We start from the raw sequence: 26,257 nt of genomic DNA, 5'->3' as shown, positions 1-26,257 counted from the left end.
ATGAATCGCCGGTACAAAGCAATTCTTTTGTTTCTTGGTACAATATGCACGATTTCAATGGTTACACTAAGTGGTTGTAGCAAGGGAAATAAAGACGCTATTCCTACGGAGGCATTTACTTATACATCTGATCGGTATATTAGTGAAATGATTAGTCATAACTATACGAATGTCAGTAAAACGTTTACAGCTTCGGATTATCTTGGGGAAGAAATTGAGATTCCAATTGATAAAACATATCAAGAAAGTGATAACGAGAAACTTACCTCAGATAACTACAACTATAAAAATCAAGTATTAAATATGAAAATCGGAGACACCGCAACGATAGCAGTGGAAGTTCCAGAAACAGCAACCTATCTGCTTCGATTTGATTATCTTTCCTATGATGAATCGATTCTTCCAATCGTATTATCGATGAAGATAAATGGAGAATATCCATACTATGAATCCAGAAGACTTGTATTTGAAACAACCTGGGTCTCAGACGAAGAAAAGTCATATGACCGTTATGGGAAAGAGATTGTATCAATTCCTAACAAATTGATACAGTGGGAAACAAAGTATTTTATGGATGCTAGTTATCGTCATTCCGAACCCTTAAAACTTGAACTTACAAAGGGAATAAATGAAATATCGCTAGAAGTATCCGAAGGTAGTTTACTTCTTGGTAATTTATACTTAGAACCAAGGAGTGAGTTACCACAGTACATAAAGAGTGAACCTGCAAAGGGAAAAGAACTGATTATTATGCAGGGAGAAGATTTTACCTACCGTAATGATTCGTCAATTCGAGCAGTTGCAGAATTTGATGCAGATGTCTCCCCTTACAACGTAAAAGAAACAATCTTAAATACCATAGACAGTGATTCCTTTAAAGATGCTGGTCAAAAAGTAACCTATGAATTTGAGGTAGAGACCGAAGGTTATTATTATCTGGGGCTTAACTATCGGCAGTCGGATAAATCAGATTTTCCAGTCTTTGTGGATGTAGCAATTGACGGAATAGTTCCGAATACCGCGTTTAAAGCTTATCCGCTTTCCTATGGAAATGGCTTTCAGACAGAAACATTAACGGATCAGGAGAATACGAAACTCAGTGTTTACCTAACAAAAGGAACACATTCCATCGCTTACACGATTAATATTGATAATATTCGTCATGTTCTTGAGTCTGTGGATTGTATTATGAGTGAAATCAATGATCTGTCATTAGAGGTAACAAAAGTTGCCGGAACCAACAAGGATAAATACCGTGATCTAAAACTAACACGTTATATACCGGATGTGGAAGAACGGCTTTATCAGTGGGCTGATAGCTTGGATGCTCTTCACGATAGCTGCTTAAGGTATAACGAAGAGGTGAGTAAAATCGCAGCATTTTCCTCCATTAAAGTCGCATCCAAACAAATAAGAAGTCTTGCAAAAGAACCAGACGAACTAATTTACCGAGTTGCAGAGTTATCTTCCAGTATTAACTCTATTAATACTCAACTTGCTAATTTAATTGATTCCCTGAATAAAAATCGTTTGGCAATTGATCGAATCTATCTATACCAAGAGGATGCCAAGTTGCCAAAATCTTATGGGTTTTTTAGTAAAGCAGCAAAGAGTATCAAGCGATTTAGTTACTCGTTTTTTAATCAATCTTATTCTGTGAGTAATGTAAATCCTAACCATCTGCAAGTTTGGGTGAACCGACCAAGACAGTATGTTGAGATTATGCAAAAGATGATTGATGAAAAATTCACCCCTCTTACCGGTATTAAGGTGGATTTATCTATTATGCCAGATCAAAACAAACTGGTATTAGCGAATGCTTCTGGAGATGCACCGGATATAGCTACAGGAATTAATTACGCCATTCCTTTCGAACTTGGAATTCGTGGTGCGATTAAAGACTTAACAGAGTTTTCTGATTTTAAAGAAGTTGCTTCGCGCTTTTCACCGGGGATATTGCTTCCGCTAACGATAGAAGATGGAATCTATGCACTTCCTGAGACCATGAACTTCTGGGTGCTCTTTTATCGAAATGATGTGTTTGAAAAACTTTCGTTAACTGTACCGAATACGATGGAAGAAGTTATGGATATGTTACCAGAGCTTCAAATTCGTGGACTTAACTTCTACTATCCAACTGCAGGAATGCTGGTCATGAGAAACTATCATGGAACGACCCCATTGTTATTCCAAAATGGTGCATCTATGTACACTGAGTATGCTGGTAAAAACGCATTAAACAGCGAAGAAGCTATGAAAGGTTTTACTACCTTAACAGAGCTATTTACACTATATAACTGTCCGATTGATATCCCTAATTTCTATCAGCATTTTAGAAACGGTGATTTACCGATCGGTATTGCAGATTACAATGTCTACAACTTATTAGTAAATGCTGCTCCGGAAATTGCAAATGCCTGGAGTATCGCATTAGTCCCTGGTGTGGAAGATGAGAACGGTAATATTCTTCGATATACCGCTGGCGGCGCAGATAGTACCGTAATGTTTCATTCTACCTCGGAAAGAGAAGAAATGTCTTGGGAATTTATGAAATGGTGGTCCTCGACAGAAGTGCAGACAGAATTCGGTCAGACCTTACAAATCTCCTATGGTGATGAGTATATATGGACTTCAGCTAATCTGGAAGCATTCTCGAATCTACCATGGAATACTAAGGATAAGGAAATAATCAAAGAACAATCGCTTTGGATTATGGAAGCACCAAGAGTACTAGGTTCTTATATGATGGAGCGTGAGATAAGCAATGCGTTTAACGATGTTGTCGTAAATGGTAAAAATCTTCGTAGTAGAATTGATGATGCAGTGAAAGTCATTGACCGCGAGACAGAAAGAAAGCTAGAAGAGTTTGGTTACATTAAAGATGGTGTCATCCTGAAGGAATATCAAGTCCCAACAATGAAGAAAGTTTACGAGATTATCGGAAAAACGAATTAACGGGGGAGTAGACGATGAAGCAAAAATCAAGAATCGGAAGGCGGGAGAACAGTAACCGAAGAGCATATGTATTCCTATTCCCTTACCTTCTCTTATTTGGAATATTTATCATAATCCCTGTAGTCATTGCAATCGGGTTATCCTTTACCAATTATAATGCGATCGAGTTTCCGGGATTTGTAGGATTCCTAAATTACATCAACTTAATCACAAATGATGAGATTTTCATGCAGCATGTCTTACCAAATACAGTTGCATATGCAATTATTGTAGGACCTGGTGGATACATACTTTCCTTTTTGCTTGCCTGGGCCCTTGCACAACTTAGCAAATTACCACGAACGATCTTTGCATTGATTCTTTATTCTCCGAGTTTGACTTCTGGTATTGCCATGACGGTACTTTGGAAAGTAATGTTTACCGGAGATCAGACGGGATATATTAACAGTTGGTTAATGAGTCTTGGAGTAATTAATGAGCCTATTATTTGGCTTGTAAATACCAGATATTTACTTCCGATTGTTATCTTTATCGGACTTTGGAGTAGCATGGGTGTAGGATTCCTAGCGATCTTAGCTGGTATTCTAAACTCAGATGAGACATTATATGAGGCAGCAGCCATTGATGGGGTAAAGAATCGTTTTCAAGAGATGATTTATATTACAATTCCTAATATGAAACCACAGATGTTATTTGCTGCGGTTATGTCTATTGTCGGTGCATTCCAAAATGGTACGATAAGTACCCAACTTGCCGGCAATCCGACTCCTAGTTATGCAGCACAGCTTATTGTTAACCATGTCGAAGATTATGGATTTATTCGTTATGAGATGGGATATGCAGCTGCAACTAGCGTAGCGTTACTTGGTATTGTATGGATTTTCTCATCAATATCTAAGAAGATGTTTGCTGAAGATTAAGGAGAAAGGGAGGAATCGTTTTGGCATATAAAGGACATCGAATAAATCCACAAAAATTTGAAAAAAGCCAGATTAAGATTATATTAATTATTTTGCCACTGGTTCTTGTTATGGGACTTCCAATTCTCTATATCATAAACCATGCATTTAAACCGATGGATGAATTGTTTGCTTATCCGCCAAAGTTTTTTGTATCAAGACCGACGTTTGATAATTTTACGAAGCTATTTAAAGCATCAAGGACAGCAGGGATTCCATTGAGTCGTTATGTTTTTAATAGTTCCATAGTTACGATTACGGTTGTATTTTCCTCGATTATATTATCTACTGCAGCTGGATTTGCCTTGTCTAAGTTAAAGTTTAAGGGGAAATTTGCTTTGATGAATATTAATCAAGCAGCATTAATGTTTGTACCCGTGGCGGTGATGATTCCAAGATATATGACGATTAATGTCCTTGGAATAACAGATACATTTTTTGCACATATTTTGCCACTAATTCCATTGCCAGTAGCATTGTTTTTAGTAAAACAGTTTATTGATCAGGTACCGGATTCTTTGATTGAGGCAGCTTATATTGATGGTGCCAGTGAGTGGAAGGTATATCGAAAAATTGTACTTCCGTTAATAAAGCCAGCTATCGCTACTGCTGCAATCTTAGTGTTTCAACAGGTTTGGACGAATATGGAAACCTCGAATTATTATGTCAGCAGTGAGGGGCTTAAGACGTTAACCTTCTATATGAACACTTTAACTACGACCCAAAATACAGTGGCAGGTCAAGGAATGCAGGCAGCAGCTTCCTTAATTATGTTCCTACCTAGCTTAGTATTATTTATCATCCTGCAAAACAGTGTAATGAATACCATGGCACATTCTGGTATCAAATAGTCGAGGGAGGACAGAACATGAAAAGCAGATTCAAAAGAATGCAAGCAATGCTTCTCCTCTTCGTGATCCTTTCACTTGCCTTGACTGGTGATACGGCTGTCAGTGCGGATGCACCGTATAAGACTTATACGATTGATGGCTATGGTTATATGACAGAGACGCAAACGGCATATATGCCGCATCTTACCATAACTAAAGTAGGTGAGGAAGCATTATCAGAACCAAGAGATATGGTAATCAGTGAGGACGGTTTCCTTTATATTGCAGATACCGGTAACAGACGTATTGTTGTATCGGACTTATCTGGTAATTTAAAGAAGGTAATTACAAGTGAAGAGTTTATCTATCCTTGTGGTGTGTTTGTTACCAAAGATAAGAAAATCTATGTAGCAGACCGAGATGCTAAAACGGTATTTGTGTTAAACGAGGATAGTACCATCCTTGCACGTTATCAAAGGCCCGATCATCCGCTTTATGGAGACGGTGTTGATTTTAAACCTTTAAAGCTCGCTGTAACCAACAAAGGAATTATGTTTATTGTCTGTGAAGCGAATACAAATGGTTTAGTCGAGATTTCGCCTGCGGACGGCGGTACCTTCCTAGGATACTTTGGAACAAATTTTACTAAGAGTTCTCTCACACAGATTATTTTGCGAGTGTTTATGACCGATGCACAGCGCGCAAAACAGGTTAGCAACATTCCATCGACTCCAGATAATCTTGCGATTGATACCAAGGGGTTGCTTTACACCGTTACAAGAGGGGAATATTACGATACTTTAAAAAAGTTAAATATCGCTGGAAAGAATCTAATTAGTGCAGATGCTTACGAGGAATATCCGGCTGCGGTAACCACGGGTAATTATGAAAATATCTTCATGGTTTCCTCCCTTGGATATGTCTATGAGTTCAATGAGGATGGAGAGCTACTCTATGTATTTGGCGGTAGTGATGATGGCAGGCAGCGAATTGGCTTATGTAAGAAAGTAGAAGCGATTGGTGTGGATGCTTCCGATAAGATATACATCTTAGATTCTGATCTAAGTCAAATTCAAGTATTTGCACCAACAGAGTTTACTGATTTAATACATAAAGCATTATACCTTTATTCCAAGGGAAGATATACCGAGAGTAAGGAGCCACTCGAAGAAATTCTTAAGATGAATAGTTTGTTTGATTATGCGAATAAAGCAATGGGTCGTGCTTATCTACAAGAAGAAAATTACAGCATGGCGTTACATTATGCAAGACTTGCCAAAGATCATTCCACCTATTCCGACGCTCTATGGGAGACACGTAATATATGGCTTAGAGATAACTTAATTCCTTCTCTTATCATCATCGTTCTTCTTGTTTTATTATGGAAAGGACTTAAGCTACTTGATAAGAAAAAAGGTTGCTTTGATGGAATTCGAAGAATTAAGGTAAGGTTATCTAGAAAAGAGCTACTCGGTCAATTAAAGTATTCCATTTATTTTATGAAACATCCGATTGATGGTTGTTATGGTGTACGAAGAGAAGGAAAAGCCTCACTCTTATGTGCAAATATTTTGCTTGCTTTGTTTATCTTATTTCGAATTATTAATAAGTACTTTTGTGGTTTCCTATTAAAAAATGTTCGCGAAGGTCGCTATGCGCTCGGTTCCGATATTTTGTATGTCGTTGTGTTATTTTTATTGTTCACTGCAAGCAATTATTTGATTTGCACCATTAACGATGGGGAAGGAACATTAAAACAAATCTACTGTAGTTTTACCTATGCATTAACACCATACTTGATATTACAACCGTTTATCTTTTTATTAAGTCAAGTGGTTACTTATAATGAAGCATTTATAGTAGAGTTTGCTGTGTTATTTGAACAAGTCTGGATTGTAATACTATTGTTCTTGGCAATTAAGGAAATCAATAATTACTCGGTAAAGGAAACAGGAAAGGTAATATTCTTAACCTTCTTCGCTGCTTTAATTGCTGCACTAGTTGCCTTTATTCTATATGTATTAGGTTCCCAGGTATTCGACTTTATCATAGCAATTAGCGGAGAGGTGGTGTATCGACTTGGCTTCTAAGAAAAAGAAAATGATAAGCCTTTCTGTATTCGGTGGTTTCCTAATGATAGTTGCAGTGTTTCTTGTCATAAAATCCTTCTCCTCAAAACAATCAATTACGGTAACACTGAGTGATGAGAATACGAGAAGATTTCCTGAGGCTGTGGATACAATGTCACCTGTTATTACATATGATGAGATGATACTGGATCATAAGAAGATAGCAGAGAGTGAACGCTATGAACTTTATCTTTATGAACCAACGCTGTCAATACTACTTCGTGATAAAGAGACTGGAGCTATCTTAGAATCAACAGTTTCAGAGGATTTAGGTAAGAATAATAAACAGTGGAAGGGATTTATGAAATCTGGTCTTGTACTAACTATTATTGATGGTCTCAATGATACCGTACAGGCAGATATGGTGAATAGTACACCAAAGGTTATGGTAAGCTACCATGCGAATGGTTTTCGTGCAGAGCTTGAGTTCCCTCAATATGAGATTTCTCTGCAGATTGTAGTATCTTTGCTAGAGGATCAATTGGTCGTTGAGATACCAGATTCTATGATCACAGAGAGTAATTCAAAATACTCTATTGGAACAATCAGTGTTTATCCGTTTCTGGGCTATAGTTACCTTGATGAGAAGGAAGGATATATGTTTATCCCAGATGGTAATGGAGCATTAATTTATCTGGATAATAAAGAAGGCAGATTTAAGGGTGGATATTCTCAGATGATCTATGGTGAAGATATCGGCTTTAAAGATTCTACGGTAGAGTCTCTTCTTTGGGGCGAATTACAAACCATTAATCCTTCGGAATATATTCTGGCACCAGTGTTTGGTATGGTTCATACAAAAGATCGATTCGGTTACTTAGGGATAGTAGAATCTGGGGAGGAACGCGCTAGTATTGAGGCGTATCCCAATGGTGCAACCGTAGATTATAACCGAATCTATACAAAGTTTTTAAAGCGTAAAATTTATGTACAGCCAACGAGTCAAAGTAATTCGGGTTCTATTACCCAGGTAGAGACAGAGAGAACTCATAGTGATATTAGAGTTTCGTATTGTCTTGTGAGTGAGGAAAATGCGAATTATACAGGGTTAGCAGTTAGATATCGAAACTATCTCTTAGACGAGAAAAAACTTACAAAGAAAGATAATACATATCGAACCAGAGTTGATTTTCTAGGAGCTGATAAGGAGGATGGACTATTTATAAAATCAACAATCAGTATGACTACCGTGGATGATATAAGGCAAATCTTAACGGAATTAAAGGATGCTGGAGTTACGAATATCTTATCGTTCTATAAGGGGTGGCAGTCTGGAGGAATTTTTGATCTGCCGGTTACAGAGTTAAAGGTAGAAAGTTCACTTGGGGGTACAAGAAAGCTTAAAAAACTCGTGAAAGACATGAAAGATAGCGATATTGAACTCTATTTGTATCATGACGCCTTAAGGATTAACCCAGGCGAAAATAATGCGACTTTTAACGTGATAAAGCGTGTAGATAAGCGAGTATTTAAGGAAGAAACCTATATGGAGGTTTATCCTCAGTTCATGTATCAGATTCCGAAGCGCAGTTACTCCTTGCTTCGTGAGTTAGGAGATGATTTTAAAGAAGAAGGCATTTCTGGTATGGCATTATCAGGAGTTACGAATACTATTTATTCCTATAGCTATAGTGGGCATACCTTTTCTAGAAAGGATACGATGGATTCTTACTTACAGACTCTTTGCGAGTTAGAGGGTTCCGTTGATTTATACCTAGAACAACCATTTTCCTATCTATGGAATCAAACCAATGCGTTCTTAACAATGCCAACTGGAACTTCAAGTTATATCTTTATCGATGAAGAGATACCTTTTTTATCGATTGCTTTAAAAGGTGTGATGCCAATGTATTCTGATTACATTAACTTTGAAGCGAATAAGAAGGAATTTTTCTTAAAGCTTGTTGAGATGGGAATCTATCCTTCCTTCTATATAACAAAAAAAGATTCGTCCTACTTACTTTACACGAATTCAAGTGATATCTATAGTTCCCAATATGATATTTATAAAGAAGAGATTATTAGCTATTCCAAAGAATTAAGTCAGGTAAATGAATACACGAAGGACAGTAGTATCATTGGTCATGAAAGACTTGACAATGGGGTTACAATTGTAACTTATGATAATGGAGTTAAGATATACGTTAACTATTCACAGCAGGAAGTAATTGCAGAGGGAGAAACCATTCCAGCAATGTCTTATAAGGTAGGTGAGGCAAAATGAGGAAAGCGCAAAAAGTAAAGAAAGTAAAACTTGGAAAGTTAGCAAAAAGAGAAGCGCGTATGGGATATATCTTCGTTTTACCTTGGATTATTGGAGCGGTGTTATTCCTTATCGTTCCGTTAATCCAATCCTTCCAATATTCCTTGGCGGATATCAAAATTACTCCAAAGGGAATGAAAATTGATTTTGTAGCATTTGAAAACTTTACTCAGATATGGTTGGAGGATGCGGAATATCCATTGGCACTGGGGGGATATTTTTGGGAGACGATATTATCTGTACCAATTATAGTCGTATTCGCTTTATTAATTGCGATGTTTCTCAATCAAAAAATTAGATGTAAAGGGTTATTTCGATTGATTTTTTTTCTACCAGTTATTATTGTTAGCGGTCCAGTTATGAATATGCTCTCCTCCCAAGGAGCAGCGACCATACCATCGATGAATGTTGCAGCGATAAGAAGTGCGTTGGAAGGATTCTTACCGTACTACATTGCTTCTGGATTTTCTGATGTGTTCTCTAATATGATAATGATTTTGTGGTATTCGGGAGTACAGATTTTAATCTTTTTATCTGCACTACAGAAAATTGATAGTTCGCTTTATGAAGCTGCAAAAATTGATGGAGGCTCTGGATGGGAGTGCTTTTGGAAGATTACCTTACCAACCATAAAACCTATGATCTTATTGAATGCTGTCTATACGGTTATCTTCCTATCGAACAATGAGCAGAACAACATTATAAACATTATTCAAAATGCAATGTTTGCTGGTAACAAAGGCTATGGATATGCCTCTGCAATGGCGTGGATGTATGCAATCGTACAGACAATAATCGTAGCAATTGTTGCAGTTCTCTTACTGACAAGAAAAGATGCTTATGACAAGCAGGTGAAGAGAAGAAAGAAGGAATTAAGAAAACAAAATAGAACCTTACGCCGTATCAGAAGAAGAAACAGGCGAAAAGAAAAATCTGTTTCTTCGCTTAGTAAATCAAAAGGAAATGTGGCTTGGCACACAATCAGAAAGAATTCAATGACCTTAGGTAAGAATGGAGGAGAAGAACATGAAAAAGCATAATATCATCTCCATTGAAAATAAACGGCCTCGTGTTAACAAAGATAAACTCCGTAAACTACTACTGGGTACGAAAGAGAAGAAGGGACTGTTAAATCAGCTATTTCTCTATTCTCTACTAATCTGCATTGGTTTTGTTTATCTTTATCCACTTCTCTATATGATTAGTAAGAGTTTTATGTCCCTAGAGGATTTACTAGATACCTCTATTAGCTGGATTCCATCCAAACTAAACTTCGGTAATTATCTGAAAGCTGCACGAAGTATGGATTATCTGAAAACTTTTTTGCAGAGTGTTATCGTAGCAGGAATTCCAACCCTACTTAATGTTATCGTGTGTTCTTTTGTCGGTTATGGTTTTGCTAGATTCGAGTTTAAAGGAAAGAAACTGATGTTAGGGATCTTGATTTTTTCCTTTATCTTACCGCCACAGATAACGATGATGCCAACCTATGTATTATTTAATAATTTAAAGCTGGTTGGAAAGCTTCAATCCTTTCTCATCCCTGCGCTCCTTGGTCAGGGCTTAAATGCACAGATATTCATTTTAATTTTTTATCAGTTTTTTAAACTGGTACCAAAGGTTCTAATAGAGGCAGCGCATATTGATGGTGCAGGATTCTTCCGCTCGTTCTTACGAATATCGGTACCATCCGCAAAACCGGCTTACATTACAGTGTTTTTGTTCTCGTTAGTTTGGTATTGGAATGAGTCCTATTTGACACAGCTTTATGTAAGCGGTGTTTACATAAAAGGAACGTTATCTACACTCATTATTAAACTAAAGCAGTTTGATGTGAATTATAATACCATGCAAACCGTAGAAGGTGTAGCTACAAGCAATAACGAATCAATTCGTATGGCTGCAACCTTACTTAGTATTCTACCAGTGCTTATTATGTATTTTATCATGCAAAGAAGCTTTGTGGAAAGTATCGATCGAACTGGTATTACTGGTGAGTAATCTAGCTTGTGTGATTTGACGAAGGATTTATTAGAATTGTAATTTTAATAAATATGAGTATTTAAGGTTTTGAAGTAGTTGATCAGTAAAAGTAAATAAGTTTAAAGTATTGGTGAAAAGAAGAAGTAAAAAGGGTAAGAGGTAAGTAATCCTATTATTAGAAAGTTATGAGGTTTGAAAAGTAAATAAAAAGAGGAGGTAAGGCTATGAAGAAACTGGTAAGTATGATGTTAGTACTAGCAATGTGTATGACTTTGTTTTCCGGATGCGTATTCGCAGGGAAGGAAGCGGAGGATACAAGCGGAAAGAAGGATAATCAGTCTAGTACAGCCACACCAGGAGGCAACGGAAACGAAGGGACTACACCAACAACAGGAGGAGAGCAAGGCACGGATAGTGCACTGCCACCAATGACGACGGAACCAATCACATTAACGTATTTTAATTTTGACAGTGAGGTTCTTACACAGAAGTTAGCAGAAAAATTCATGGAGAAATATCCTAATATCACAGTAAATGTAGTGTATGTCAATGTGGCAGATGCAAATACAACCCTATTAAACTTAATTGCAGCGAATAATGCACCGGATTGTTTTATGTACTCCGATAGTGATTTCGCATTATCCAATCATTTGTTATATGACATGACAGAACTTTGGGAGGCTGATCCGGAAAATCAAAACGTCCTTCCAACCATCAATGAGCTAAAGATTGGTTATTATGATACGAATCAAAAATGGGGAACACCTATGAAGTTTTTCCCAGGTATCGTCTATGTGGATCGAGGCGTGCTTGAAACGTTAAACATTGATATGCCAAGAATGGACTGGACTTGGGATGAAATGATCAAATTAATTCAAGATTCCACTGATTTGAGCCAAACTCCAGCCTACTATGGATTGGGTGCTTTTAATCGTCTGGATAGTTTATATGGAATCGCTGCTTCTCAGAAAATCAAAGGTGAGTTTGGTTGGGATGGAGAAAGCTTTGATCTTGGTGTTTGGGCTGTAGGTGAGCAGCAGTTTGCTGACCTTAAGTTAAATAACTATGTAGCTCCGAATACAGAAACCGCGAAGATGGAAAAATGGCTTGGTGATTGGGAAGCTTGGGCTGGTGCAAGCGGACGTGTAGCTGTTATGACAGAAGCTTACTGGACTTACATGAATATCTGGGATACCGAAGCTTTTAAGGATCTTGGAATTGATTTCGTACCATATGTTATCCCATCTGTCGAGGAAGTGGATGGCGTACCGAATTCCATCGCAACCCTTGATATGGGTGGTATCTCTGCGGGAACAAAATATCCACGAGAAGCTTATGAACTATTAAAGTTTATGGGTTGGGGTACGGAAGGATGGCAGGCAAAATTAGATATCTACTATGACCAATCGATTACGAATGCCGCAGGTGATCCATTAATCCGTGATTCTATGCCAGCTCCAATTACATTAGACGAATCCGTATGGTCTAGATACAAAGAACTTTATCCAACGGATCAAGAGAGAAAACCATATTGGGATGCCTACTTTGCAAGTTGTATTCGTCCGGTTCCATTTGGATGGATGTCAATTGCAGGATATTGGACGTTCTGTGACGAGTACTTTAACAACTTAGGAATTCATAATTTAGTAGACACAGGTCAAGCAAAAGCATCGGATTATGCAGAAGAGGCTACAAAGATGGCAAATCAATATCACAAAGAAGCGATGAAGGCTTACTTTGGAATCGATTTACCATAAGTAACAAGAGGTATATTAACTCACATCTGGTTTGGCATAAAGGAAGGTTAGATTTGCGATAGCAACAATGGGGGAGAAATAAGAAATCGTAATAAAATATGATTTACTCTGTAACTCCCCGATAACAGAGAACCAAGTGCAGGTTCTTTGAAATAATTCATATTTTATATGGAGGAGCAAAGCTATGAAGAAAAAGTTAGTTATGGCCGGTCTTATGGTAACTGCTTTCGTATTGGGAGCATTAGTAACAAATCCAGTGAAATCGTTGGCAGCACCGACACCAACGAAAGAGTATAATTTTGACGGTGACCTTGGTGGAGCGAAGCCTATGGCTCGTGAAGGTGATAATGAAGAAGGTAGAAATACGGGAGTTCTGCCAACTGAAAATCCGAATGCGAACGTTACCTATGTAGAAGGAAAAAATGGTCAGGCGGTATTTCTAGATGGAACCTTCGGATTAGAACTTGATGCGGTAGCGCCAGGAGAAACTTATTCCGTAGCATTCTGGGTAAATCCAGAGCGATTCTCTAACTTTGGACCAATCTTGCAGACGGGTTCAGACCTATTAAGTGCAAATACCTCGGCAACTTGGTTAAACATTACAAAGACGGATTGGGATGGCGACAGTTGCCCAATCATTTGGTCAAGAAATGAAAAAACAGGAGCTTGGCCTTGGTATTGTACTGCATACTTTACTGCAGGTGGTGGATATCAGATTCCAAAGAAAGAATGGAGCCACATTGTTGTTACTGTAGATGGTAAGACAACAGCTACAGACCCAGCAACAGGAGATGTTGTCGCAGATACAGTAGTAAGCAAATTATACGTAAATGGTCAGTTAATCGGGGAAGGACCAGTAGCTACAGGAACCTTTTCAGGAGATGCAAAAGCCTATCTTGGTATTAATTGTTGGGATATTATCTTTAAAGGTGCATTTGATGATGTAAAAGTCTATGATACGGTATTAACAGCAGCAGATGCAGCAGAACTAGCTGGTGTAGAAGTTCCTCTTACACCAGTAAAGAAATATTCCTTCGAGGATAGTTTAGATGGTGCAAAAGTTTTGGTACGTGAAGGTGATAATGAAGATGGCAGAAATGCAGGCATTTTACCTATCGAAGGAGATAATGCAAAGGCTACTTTTGTAGAAGGAAAGAATGGTAAGGCAATTTCCTTGGATGGAAGTTTTGGTCTATTGTTAGACCAGCCAGCGATAGGAGAAACTTATACGTTAGCGTTCTGGGTAAATCCAGCAAGATTTTCTAACTTTGGACCAATTATTCAACTTGGCTCGGATCTTTTAAGTGCCAATACCTCATCTACTTGGTTAAATATAACAAAGACTGACTGGGATGGTGACAGCTGTCCAATCATCTGGTCAAGAAATGAAATAACAGGGGCATGGCCTTGGTATTGTACCGCATACTTTACAGCAGGTGGTGGATATCAGATTCCTAAGAATGAATGGAGTCATATTGTTGTTACGGTAGATGGTCAGACACCAGCAACCGATCCAGCAACTGGAGATGCAGTACTTGATACCGTAGTAAGTAAGTTATATGTTAATGGTGCTTATGTTGGTGAAGGACCTGTAGCAACTGGAACCTTTGCAGGAGATGCGAAAGCTTATGTTGGTATTAATTGTTGGGATATTATTTTCAAAGGTTTGTTTGATGATATCGAACTATATGATACGGTATTAAGTGATGATCAAATCGCATCCTTAGCAGGAGCTTCTGTTGAAGCAACACCAGAACCTACTGCAACACTAGAGCCAACAGCGACTCCAGCACCTACGGAAACGACAGCTCCGACAGCAAGCATTGCTCCTACCGAAGCAGTAGTTGAAACAAGCGTGGAAGCAGGAAGTGTAAGCCCAGCAGTAATCGTTGTGATTGTTGTTGTAGCAGTAGCAGTGATTGGTGGAGTAGTATTCTTTGTGATAAAGAAGAAAAGTGCAAAATAATCATTCGTAAAGACCATAAGAAAAGCGTTTTATAGAAACAGAGGAATCATATGGAGGTTAGCAGCAGTGGAGAGTTTTTTGACAGAATATAATAAAGCATGGATTACACAACGGGCAGACCCTTATGTCTATCGACATAACGATGGGAAATACTATTTCACCGCTTCCGTTCCTTCCTATGATCGGATTATACTTAGAAGCAGTGATAAATTATCGACACTCAGTACTGCGAAAGAGAAAGTAATCTGGAAGCGACATGAAAAAGGACCGATGAGTGAGCATATATGGGCACCAGAGTTACATTATTTGTTCGGAAAATGGTATATTTACTTTGCTGCTGGTGAGCAGGAGGACAAATGGAAGATTAGACCATATGTACTGGAATGTAGCGGTGAAGATCCAATGGAAGATGAATGGGTTGAACTTGGGAAAATGCAAGCAGCAAAAGAGGATGAATTCTCTTTTCAAGCATTTTCTTTGGACGCTACAGTATTAGAACATCAGGGAAGCTATTACTATCTCTGGGCTGAGAAGGTTGGAGTTGCTAGGATGATTTCAAACTTATATATTGCAAAGTTAGAATCCGCCAACCGATTAAGTACAGTGCAAGTTCTACTTACCACTCCAGACTATGATTGGGAGAGAAAAGGATTTTGGGTAACAGAAGGTCCCGCCGTTTTGAAAAAGAATGGTAATATCTATGTTACGTATTCCGCAAGTGCTACAGATGCTAGTTACTGCATTGGTATGCTTACCGCTAAGGAAGATGCTGATCTTTTGGATCCACAGTCTTGGAAGAAGGAACGGAATCCGGTCTTAGTAACGCAGAAAGAAAAAGGGATTTTTGGCCCTGGTCATAACTCATTTACAAAATCAAGCGATGGAAGAGACATTATGGTATTTCATGCAAGACAGTATGAGCATCTGATTGCAGAACCACTCTATGATCCTAATCGTCATGCAATGCTCTTAGAAGTTGCGTGGGATATCGAGGGAAAACCAGTGTTTGAGTATCAGAGTAAAGAGTTCTGGGAATATGATTAATCTGCAGGGGTTTCAAGTTTTCAGAATAAAATAATCCTGTTCAGATTTTTGTAACCACATGTTTTAATAAAGCTTATAAGCAGTTAATGATGATTTTTTCTCATTAACTGCTTTTTTTCTTGGCGAAAACTAAATAGTATAGTATTATGTCAAAGTTAGTAATAACTAACTACTATTAGTTAAGGAGTACATCATGAGAAAACTGGTAAATTATTTGTGTGTTGTGTTAGGCTTTTTGTTTCTGGCACTTGGAGTAATTGGGATGATTCTACCGATTTTACCATCAACGCCATTCTTTTTATTAGCAACAGTTTTATTTGCAAAGGGATCGACAAGGTTCCATCAATGGTTCTTATCAAGTAAACTTTACAAAAAACATGTAGAACATGTGATCAAGAACAAAGCGATGACCTTACAGTCAAAGATTAAGGTGTTAATTATGTTAGGTTGTTTTTTTATCATCGGTATCATAATCGCTCCCATATGGCATGCCAAGGTGGTAATATTGCTCATTGGTCTTTTTCATCTTTACTATTTTTTCTTTCGTATTAAAACGGTTACGAAGGAAGAGGTTACAGAGTTATAAGGATGAGAAGTTCGCTTTGAAATAAATCATTTAAGCTAATGTGAAGGAATCATAAAGTAGAAACTGAATAAGAAAAGGAAAAGAATATGTTTCACAAACGATTAGTAAAAGAATTTAAAGAAAATAAAAAGTATATCATCGGTATTGTTGCATTACAATGGCTTAGTTTAATTGCCAATGTTATATTTCTTCATGCAACAGCAGGGATAATATCACTCCTGTATAGAAAAGAGGTTACAACAAGATGGGCAATGTTTTATTTCATCACGCTATGCTTTGTACTGATTGCTCGTTCATTATTTAACCATGCTGCAACTACCTTATCTTATCGGGCTTCTTCGAAGGTAAAGATAGGCCTTAGAGATAAGATTTATCGAAAATTACTTAGGCTTGGCGGAAGTTACCGAGAACATATTGCTACATCAGTAGCAGTTCAAATCAGCACCGAAGGTGTGGAACAGCTTGAAATCTACTTTGGGAAATATATGCCACAATTTTTTTATAGTCTTTTGGCACCAATTAGCTTATTCGTAATTGTTGGAAGGATGAGCTTTAAAGTAGCGATTCTATTATTACTTTGCGTCCCAATGATTCCAATCTCGATTATTGCAGTGCAAAAGATAGCCAAGAAGATGCTAAATAAATACTGGGGTGCTTACACAGATCTTGGAGATAGTTTCTTAGAAAATCTACAAGGGTTAACCACGTTAAAAATCTTTCAGGCAGAGAAGTATTATGCTAAGAAGATGGACGAGGAAGCAGAAAAATTTCGTAAAGTTACGATGAGAGTTTTAATTATGCAGCTAAATTCTATTAGTGTAATGGATTTAATTGCATATGGAGGATCTGCTTTTGGTATCTTGTTTGCAATATTTGAATATCAAAAAGGAGTCATTTCACTCTCGGCATGCTTCTTTATTATCATGGTTTCTGCGGAATTCTTTCTGCCATTAAGATTGTTAGGTTCCTTTTTCCATATTGCGATGAATGGAAATGCTGCAGCAAATAAAATTTTTGCCTTATTAGATTTAGAAGAACCTGTCAAAGGAACTGTTGTTTCAGTAACACTGGATTGTATCAAATTACAGAATATAACGTTTGGATATGAAAAGGAACGAACTGTGTTAACTGATATTTCTATGGAGATAAAGAAAGGTCAATTCACCGCTTTAGTTGGGGCTTCCGGTTGTGGGAAGAGTACCATAGCATCCTTACTCATGGGGCAGTTAAAAGGATATGAAGGGGAAATTTTCTTCGGTGATACCAATATAGCAAGGCTAAAGGAAGAAACCTTATATCAAACCGTTACTAGAATCACTCATGATAGCTATTTATTTCAAGGAAGTGTAAGGGAGAACCTTCGATTTGGTAACCCCAAAGCTACAGACAAAGAATTAGAAGAGGCATTGCGTAAGGTTGCATTGTATGACTTTATCTCAAAAAATGGTGGGTTATCGATGGAGCTTAAAGAAAAAGCCAGTAACTTGTCTGGGGGACAACGCCAAAGACTATCGCTTGCACGCGCAATCCTTCATCAAAGCGATGTATATCTCTTTGATGAAGCAACCTCCAATATCGATGCCGAAAGCGAGAATAAGATTATGCAGGTAATCACAGAACTTTCGAAAGTAAAAACAGTGATATTAATTTCTCACCGTTTGGCAAATGTAGTTTCTGCAGATCAGATCTATGTATTAAAAGACGGTAAGATAGTTGAGGAAGGAAATCATAAGAAACTAATAAGACAAATGGGGTATTATTATAATTTATTTGAGAGTCAAAAGATTTTAGAAAGTTCTACATGGGAGGAAGCATATGAATAAGAAAAGATCAGGTGCGTCAGTAATGCTTGGACTTTTAGGTATGATAAAGTCATTATTATTTCCTATGTTTCTTGCGATTCTAATGGGAAGCTTAGGGCATTTGGCAGCCATCTTTATTACAGTATTAGGTGGAGAGGGACTAATCTATGTCTTACAAGGAGAGAATGGAAAAACGTTACCATATATGATTGCTGGGCTGATGATATTTGCAGTATTTCGTGGTATCTTACGGTATGCGGAGCAGGCATGTAATCATTATATTGCATTCCGGCTTCTAGCTAGGATTCGTAGTAAAGTATTTGCTGCTCTTAGCCGCTTGGCTCCAGCAAAGCTTGACCAGACGGAAAAGGGAAATCTAATCTCGATTCTTACGTCCGATGTTGAATTATTGGAAGTATTTTATGCACACACAATTTCACCAATCGCAATAGCAGTGATTACATCAGTTTTCATGAGTTTTTATATTGGAAGAAGTTCCTGGATTCTTGGTGCGCTAGCCATGATGTTCTATCTTATTGTCGGAGTATTAATACCCTATATTAACGGCAGAAGCGGAAGAGAACAAGGGATGATATACCGAGATAATTTTGGTAAATTGAATACGACTGTACTTGATAATCTATATGGGCTAGATGAAATTCTACAGTATCATCAGTCAGAGGAACGATTAAAGCAAATGGCGAAAAAATCAGAGGAACTTGAGAAAATAAGCTTAAGTCTGAAAAAGAAAGAAAATTGGCAGCGTATTGCAACTGATATCACCATATTATCAGCAGGGCTAGCTATGACCTTAGTAAGTAGCTACCTTTATTCTAGAGGAAGGATTGAATTTCGAGATGCAATCCTTGCAATCATTGCAATGATGAGCTCTTTTGGTCCAACTGCGGCATTGTCTGCACTGTCCAATAACTTAAATCAGACATTAGCCAGTGGTGATCGTGTACTTGATTTGTTAGAAGAAGAACCAATTGTAGAAGATATACTAGAAGGGAAGGAATATAGACAAGGAGATATTAGTTTTGATGGTGTTTCCTTCTCTTATCCGGAAAAGGAAAAAGAAATCTTATCAGGATTTTCGAAGGTATTTGAGAAAAATAAGATTTATGGAATCTTCGGAAAAAGTGGCTGTGGAAAATCGACACTGCTTAAATTGATACAGCGTTACTATGAACCTAGCAAAGGCTTGATAAAAATTCAGGATTCTTCGGTCAATAAGATTAAGACAGAGGAATTAAGAAAGCATATCACCTATATGACCCAGGAAACCTTTCTGTTTCAAGATACCATTGAGAATAATATCAAAATAGCAAAATTAAATGCTACCAGAGAGGAAGTTGAGGCAGCAGCAAAGAAAGCCTCTCTTCACGATTTCGTTAGTTCACTTCCGAAAGGTTATGATACACCACTTTCTGAGCTTGGAGATTCTGTTTCCGGTGGAGAGCGTCAAAGAATCGGAATCGCAAGAGCATTTTTACGCGGAAGTAATGTTTTATTGTTAGACGAACCAACCAGTAATCTTGACAGCTTAAATGAAGGAATTATTCTTCGTAGTTTATGGAAGGAGCGTAAGAATAAGAGTATTCTGCTTGTTTCTCATCGTAAGTCAACAATGAGTATGGCGAAAGAAATGATTACTATGGAGTAATTATAAATTATCACGATAGTGATATAACAAAAGATAGTTGAAGCATTATCCTTTCTTATAGAATAAGATGGATTATAGTATATAACAGAAGATGTTCCACTAGATGAAAAAAGTTTCAAAAATAGCCAGTATCCAAGATGGATTCTGGCTATTTTCTACATATCAAGAAGAGTAGGATACATTATAGCCACTCAGCTAAAAAGTGTATCAGAATAAAATACATAGTATGGGTTCATTTGGGAACATTATTTCTTGAATGGTTTTAATTAACTAACTGGTGAACGTTCAAGAAAGGAGCGATTGAGAATGAATCCGTTTGAAGTAACCCCGAGATCTGTTGATTCTGCTTTTAAGAATTGGAGTAGAATCTATTCAAAGCCTTATAATAAACATGAGGTAAGTCCATATACGAAAACCAGAGTAATTTTAATGAATGGCACAGAATTTGAATCTGTTTGGTTTGGTCATCAGACTCAGAGAAATTGTCCGAATAACGACATTCGAAGGGACTTAGCGTTGATAAGAAGAGTAGAACAGCAACAACAGAAAGTTATCGCATCATTAAAACCTATGGATGAGACGATTTTAGAGCATACGATAAGTTATGAACAACTTGCTGTTGATCTTACTGCTGAGTTAGCGAAGAGAGAGCCAGATAAGAATGTGAAAGCTGCTCTTGATTTTGCATTGCTAGAAGACTTTGATCATTTATACCGTTATTCTGATTTGTTAGAGGCCATGGTTGGGGTTAAGTCGGAGGAGTTAGTTGGACATTATGCTGAGATTATGCCAGGTCGTCCTACAATATCCGAACATCGCTATCCATTTGATAATGTGAGGTTTTTTATTAATTGTAAATCAGCTGCACCTATCACAAAGTTAAATGTTGCTATCATTACAGCAGCGGAACAGCAGACGATGAACTATTATATGAATGTGGCTGCTTTATTTGAAAATGATCTTGGAAGACAGTTATATCAAGAGATAGGACTCATTGAGGAACAACATGTTACTCAATATGGTAGTTTATTGGATACCAAGACAACATTCTTAGAACACTTGCTAATGCATGAGTATACAGAATGTTACCTTTATTATTCCTGCTATGAGGATGAAACTGACCTCTATATCAAAGGTATCTGGGAAGAGCATTTTCATCAAGAAGTTGCTCATCTTCATATGGCAGCAGATATGCTAAAGAAATATGAGAAAAAAGATTGGCAAGAAGTAATACCAAACGGAAATTTTCCTCAACTATTAACGTTACACGAAAACAAGGCATATGTACGTGATATTCTTGCAAATACCGTTCAAATTACCTCTAAAAAAGAAGAATATGTTGATGTAGCTTCTTTAAGTAATGATGATGATTTCTTTAAATTCCAGAATGCTGTAAATCAGCCTGTCGAAGAAGTACCAACGCATATAGTGATTCAATCCTATATAGATTCTAAGGGTGAGGATTATCGTTATCAGGATTCGGATCATCCAGTTCCAGCGCTTAGAGATCGCGTAAAGGATAATGTTTCGGTTGGTCGTGAAGCAAATGCGAATGGTTAACTAATAATAAAAACATTGAGAGAAGGCTAATGTTAGATTGGCCTTCTTTTATATTTCTGTTACTCCTAATTCTAGATTTTTGAAATCCAATAGAAGGTTGACTATGACAGTATGTCAACCTTTATAATATATATGGGTTTAACTATAAACTATATGTATAATAGGAGGGATTCAATGCAAAAGAGAGATTTGAAACGATGGATAGCTATGTTCTTAGCTGCGTTAATGTTGCTAACAACAATAGTATCATCGCCGTTAAGTATGGTTGCTAAAGCATCTAGTACTAACATTGTCCTTACAGAAAGTGGAGGATGGTTAGAATCTGCATACGTGAAGTGGACGCCTACGAACGGGGTAGACGGATATGTAGTATATGTTAAAGGTGCTTATGAAGCTGATACTGCTTATGTTAAGTTAGATAATGAATTAATTAGAAAGTATCCAACTTACTATAGGGCTGATGCCGTAGGGCTTGCAGAAGGTATGTATGTTCTTAAAGTTGTCCCTGTTGTATCAGGGATAGAAGAACACGAGAGTGCAGAGGTGACTGATGCTTTAGATGTATCAGCACATACAAGAGAAGGATTTGCATTTTCAGAGTTTTCAACTTACAAAACTGGCTCCGGCGGATATAATGAAGATGGAACAGTGAGAGATGGTGCACAAATTATCTATCTTACCAATGAAAACAAGGATACAGTAACTCTAGATGTAATAACAGGTTCTAAAGCTGAGACTTGTACTGGAATTGTAGACATCTTGTCAAAGAGAGAAAAAGGAAAAGATACAAGACCACTTATCATTCGTCTAATTGGTAAAGTGGAAGCTCCATTTGGAATTAGTGGTTCCTTATTAAATGTAAAGAAGACATATAATGTGACCATAGAAGGCATCGGTGATGATGCAACGGTTTATGGTTGGGGATTTTTAGTTCGTGAAGGTAAAAATATTGAAATTAGAAACTTAGGAGTTATGTGGTTTGGTGATGATGCAATCTCACTAGATACCAAGAATGAGAATGTATGGGTCCATAATAATGATATATTTTATGGAAGACCAGGTAGTGATTCAGATCAAGCTAAGGGTGATGGTTCCATCGATGTAAAAGCTTTTTCTAACTATGTTACGGTTTCCTATAATCATTTTTGGGATTCTGGAAAGTCAAGTTTAGCAGGAATGTCTGATAAAGAGGAGTTTTTTATTACATACCATCACAATTGGTTTGACCATTCCGATTCACGTCATCCACGAATCAGAGTCGGAAGTATACACATATATAATAATTATTTTGATGGGGTATCAAAATACGGAATAGGAGTTACCAATGGAGCTTCTGCATTTTCGGAAAATAATTATTTTAGGAATTGTCGTTATCCAATGCTCTCTTCTGGTCAAGGTAGCGATAAGTTTGACCCTAATACAGGTGCATATACCAATAAAGGAACTTTCTCTGGAGAAAACGGTGGTATCATTAAAGCATTTGGAAATATAATAATCGGTGAAGAACGATTTGTGGATCAATATTCTACACCAGATAGTGGACAAATTGATGCCTATACGGTAGCAAGCAGAGAAGATCAAATCCCTTCTGAAATTGTAACAGTGCAAGGGGTTACAAGTTACAACAACTTTGATACCAATCCAAGTAGAAGATATCCATATTCAGTAGATACTGCAGAAGTAGGAAAAGCTAAGGTTGAAGCTTATGCAGGACGTATCAATGGAGGAGATTTAAAATGGTACTTTAGTGAATCTGAAGATACGAATTACGAAATCATTCCTGAATTACAACAAGCAATCCTTAATTATTCGTCTCAGTTAGTTTCTATTGGTGGGGTTGGAGACAAAGAAGAACCAACCATAGCACCAACGCAACCACCGACAGAACCTACCACAGGACCGTCGGAAGCACCAACAGAACCAACCATAGGACCAACAGTACCACCAACGAGGGAAGATTATTCACATAATTTCACAACACAAGGAATAACCAGTTTTTTCTATTCATTTCCAGGAAAAACGGGTTTATCTAATGCAAAAGGAACCGTTACCTACAAGAATATGGTTCTTACAGATTGTCTAAAGATGGAGACCGGAACACAGATAGTGTTTACTTCACCAGCAGATGGACTTTATACAATGGTATTTAATCCATCGAATGGTAAAGTTAATGCAAAGGTGAATGATATAAAGATTACAGGAAATGAGCAAACAGGTATTTTAGAAATTCCTGTTCTTGCTGGAACAACATATACCATTGATAAAGCGGATACTGCTAATTTATTTTATATGAGCTTATCCTTTGGTGATCAAGAAGTACCGACAGTAACACCGACCATAGCACCAACGGAAGCACCTACACCAACAGAAGTACCGACAGCAACTCCAACCATGGTACCTACAGCTACACCGACACCTCCTGAATCAAATGTAGAGGGAGACATCTTTGTAGCACCATACGCATCAGTAACTGGAGAAGGTACATTTGATGATCCAATGGAGTTTACAGTTGCACTAACCAAAGTAAATGCTGGTAATACAATCTGGATTTTACCAGGAAATTATAAGTATAATGAACCAATAGTTATAGAAAAATGGAACAGTGGAAATGCTGGTGCCTATAAGACCGTAAGAAATTATATTGGTGGCAAGGTTATTCTAGATTTTTCAGATCAGGAGTATTTGACTAGCAATCGTGGTCTCGTACAAGATGCAGACTACTGGAAATGGTATGGAATAGATTTTAAAGGTGCTGGAGATAATGGTATGCTACTTTCTGGAAATCACAACATCATTGAATTGTGCCAGTTTTATGAGAATAGAGATACTGGACTTCAATTAAGTCGTTATGATATTACAGCTGCAACCATAGATCAATGGCCAAGTTATAACTTAATAAAGAATTGTACCTCCTTTAATAACAGCGATGCTTCAGGAGAAAATGCAGATGGCTTCGCAGCAAAATTAACTTGTGGAGAAGGCAATGTATTTGACGGTTGTATGTCTTATAATAACAGTGATGACGGATGGGATTTATATGCTAAGTCAGAAACTGGTCCAATCGGAGTAGTTACTCTTCGAAACTGTATTGCCTTTCGAAATGGTAAATTAACCAATGGATCTGGTAGTGCAAGCGGAGATATGAATGGATTTAAACTTGGTGGTTCGGGAATTGCTACACCACATATAGTTGAAAATTGTATGGCATTCGAAAACGGTGCACATGGTTTTACAGACAACAATAATCCTGCGCCACTTAAATTTAATCATATTACCGCATTTAACAACAGTATTCATAGTGGAAGTAAGAAGGCCAATTTCCAGATCGATCGTGCCAAACAACCAAGTATAAACAATGCGATTGGAATTAGTACAAGTAAAATTGCTTCAGATAATATTAAATCTGCAATAGGTTCAAGGATTGTTTATATGAATAGCGGGAAATATTATGAATATGAAGGAAGTATAGGTGGAGCTTTCGATTCCACAGGAAAAGTTGGAACAGTAATTACACCAGTTGCTACTGATATTTTTGTTAGTATTATTGCGCCTGGTGAAGCTACAGATTTCCATACTGCATGGAGAAACTCAGATGGTTCCGTTAATACTCATGGTTTTCTACAGATCAAAGAGAATAGTAAGTATGCTACATTCTCAACTGAGGGTGGATTTATTGGTGCAGTTTTTGAAGATAAAGTTATTGTAGAACCAACACCAGAACCAACACCAGAGGTAACGCCAGAACCAACGCCAGAGGTAACGCCGGAACCAACACCAGAGGTAACGCCAGAGCCAACACCAGAGGTAACACCGGAACCAACACCAGAGGTAACGCCAGAACCAACACCAGAGGTAACGCCGGATCCAATACCAGAAGTGACACCGAATCCAACACCGAAGCCTTCTGATGATATCAAAGTACCACTACTTGATCAGATTAATGTAAAATCCAAAAACAATATTTATATTGGAGGAACAAAGGATTGGGAATGGGTAGGCTTACATTACCCAAGTACACTAATAGTTGTAAACGAATTTACAAGCTCCAACACTGATTTATCTAAAGGTGAAATGAAGCTTAGTTATAAGTCTGGTAATCCCAAGGTTGCTACAGTAAGTCAAACTGGAAAGATTGTTGGTAATAAAGAAGGAAAAGCTATAATTTATATTACTGCAACTTTGCCAGATGGTACAACAAAGCAATTCCAACAACGAATCACAGTAACTGAGGCTAACCTAACATTTAAGGAGGCAGTATCATCCATGGTGATAGGAGATAGAAAATCTTTTACAGTGGAAGCCAATGGCTATAGGGATGAAGACATTGTATGGATGACTACAAGGCGAGGGATTGCTATCGTCGGAAAAAATTCTGGGAAATTAACTGCTACTGTATCAGCACAATCTTTAGGAGAAGATTACGTCGTTGTTAGTATAATAGATAAAAACGGCAAATTAGTTTCTAAAAAAATGAAGATACAAATTACTAAATAGGTTTAAAACAAAGGAATAAATAAGACAAATAAATAAGACAATTAAATAAGACAAATCAATAATCAGTGTAGTAGTAAAGGGTGAGATTCATAGTGATCTCACCCTTTTATTCATGACAAGGAAAAGTTTGCGAAGCGCGCTTTTTCTTTTTTTAGAAGCGTATTTATAAAATATTTTGTCTTCTAGGATTCATTATGAAATGAAAACTTTACAGAAATTTTGCAACTTACATATAAATGAGATGGCAAAACAATATAAATTAT

The 26,257-nt window shown here is 37.4% G+C and carries 15 protein-coding genes; all 15 read left to right on the top strand.

Features of this window, described 5'->3' with window-relative positions:
* The 15 genes from CC92_RS0115130 (at position 1) to CC92_RS22610 (ending at position 25,994) form a co-directional block, all read left to right on the top strand.
* Entirely contained in the window at positions 1-2,955 is a 2,955-nt protein-coding gene (locus CC92_RS0115130) for an extracellular solute-binding protein (protein ID WP_051650937.1), read from the top strand.
* A gap of 14 nt (positions 2,956-2,969) precedes the next feature.
* Positions 2,970-3,875, top strand: a complete 906-nt coding sequence (locus tag CC92_RS0115125) for a carbohydrate ABC transporter permease (protein ID WP_029505138.1) — start codon at positions 2,970-2,972, stop codon at positions 3,873-3,875.
* Positions 3,876-3,895: 20 nt separating this feature from the next.
* Positions 3,896-4,765 carry a carbohydrate ABC transporter permease gene (locus tag CC92_RS0115120; protein WP_029505137.1) on the top strand — a complete coding sequence of 290 codons (870 nt, stop codon included), beginning with the start codon at positions 3,896-3,898 and terminating at the stop codon, positions 4,763-4,765.
* A gap of 17 nt (positions 4,766-4,782) precedes the next feature.
* Positions 4,783-6,834 (top strand): YIP1 family protein, encoded by a 2,052-nt coding sequence (locus CC92_RS0115115; RefSeq protein ID WP_029505136.1) that lies wholly within the window; start codon positions 4,783-4,785, stop codon positions 6,832-6,834.
* Positions 6,824-9,097, top strand: a complete 2,274-nt coding sequence (locus CC92_RS0115110) for a DUF5696 domain-containing protein (protein ID WP_051650936.1) — start codon at positions 6,824-6,826, stop codon at positions 9,095-9,097. Before CC92_RS0115115 ends, CC92_RS0115110 begins: the two co-directional genes overlap by 11 nt.
* A complete protein-coding gene (locus tag CC92_RS0115105; protein WP_051650935.1) occupies positions 9,094-10,176 on the top strand; it encodes a carbohydrate ABC transporter permease in 1,083 nt (360 codons plus the stop codon). Before CC92_RS0115110 ends, CC92_RS0115105 begins: the two co-directional genes overlap by 4 nt.
* Entirely contained in the window at positions 10,163-11,137 is a 975-nt protein-coding gene (locus CC92_RS0115100) for a carbohydrate ABC transporter permease (RefSeq protein ID WP_029505133.1), read from the top strand. Before CC92_RS0115105 ends, CC92_RS0115100 begins: the two co-directional genes overlap by 14 nt.
* A gap of 206 nt (positions 11,138-11,343) precedes the next feature.
* Entirely contained in the window at positions 11,344-12,876 is a 1,533-nt protein-coding gene (locus tag CC92_RS0115095; protein ID WP_029505132.1) for an ABC transporter substrate-binding protein, read from the top strand.
* Positions 12,877-13,060: 184 nt separating this feature from the next.
* A complete protein-coding gene (locus CC92_RS0115090) occupies positions 13,061-14,842 on the top strand; it encodes a LamG domain-containing protein (protein WP_029505131.1) in 1,782 nt (593 codons plus the stop codon).
* Positions 14,843-14,920: 78 nt separating this feature from the next.
* A complete protein-coding gene (locus CC92_RS0115085) occupies positions 14,921-15,886 on the top strand; it encodes a family 43 glycosylhydrolase (RefSeq protein ID WP_242841375.1) in 966 nt (321 codons plus the stop codon).
* A 193-nt stretch (positions 15,887-16,079) separates the two neighbouring features.
* Positions 16,080-16,472: a YbaN family protein gene (locus CC92_RS0115080; protein WP_029505129.1), complete on the top strand. Its 393-nt coding sequence runs from the start codon at positions 16,080-16,082 to the stop codon at positions 16,470-16,472.
* A gap of 86 nt (positions 16,473-16,558) precedes the next feature.
* Positions 16,559-18,295, top strand: a complete 1,737-nt coding sequence (locus tag CC92_RS0115075) for an ABC transporter ATP-binding protein/permease (protein WP_029505128.1) — start codon at positions 16,559-16,561, stop codon at positions 18,293-18,295.
* On the top strand, positions 18,288-19,940 hold the full coding sequence (locus CC92_RS0115070) for an amino acid ABC transporter ATP-binding/permease protein (protein ID WP_029505127.1): 1,653 nt from the start codon (positions 18,288-18,290) through the stop codon (positions 19,938-19,940). Before CC92_RS0115075 ends, CC92_RS0115070 begins: the two co-directional genes overlap by 8 nt.
* A 306-nt stretch (positions 19,941-20,246) precedes the next feature.
* Positions 20,247-21,500, top strand: coding sequence for a hypothetical protein (locus CC92_RS0115065; RefSeq protein WP_029505126.1), 1,254 nt, complete (start codon positions 20,247-20,249; stop codon positions 21,498-21,500).
* A gap of 174 nt (positions 21,501-21,674) precedes the next feature.
* Positions 21,675-25,994, top strand: a complete 4,320-nt coding sequence (locus CC92_RS22610; protein ID WP_155998519.1) for a right-handed parallel beta-helix repeat-containing protein — start codon at positions 21,675-21,677, stop codon at positions 25,992-25,994.
* Positions 25,995-26,257 lie beyond the last annotated feature (263 nt).

The sequence above is a fragment of the Lachnoclostridium phytofermentans genome (assembly GCF_000733755.1).
In the GTDB taxonomy this organism is placed as follows: Bacteria; Bacillota; Clostridia; order Lachnospirales; family Lachnospiraceae; genus Lachnoclostridium; species Lachnoclostridium phytofermentans_A.
Note: the sequence above shows the minus strand (reverse complement) of the source record. Positions and strands in the feature narration are given on the sequence as shown.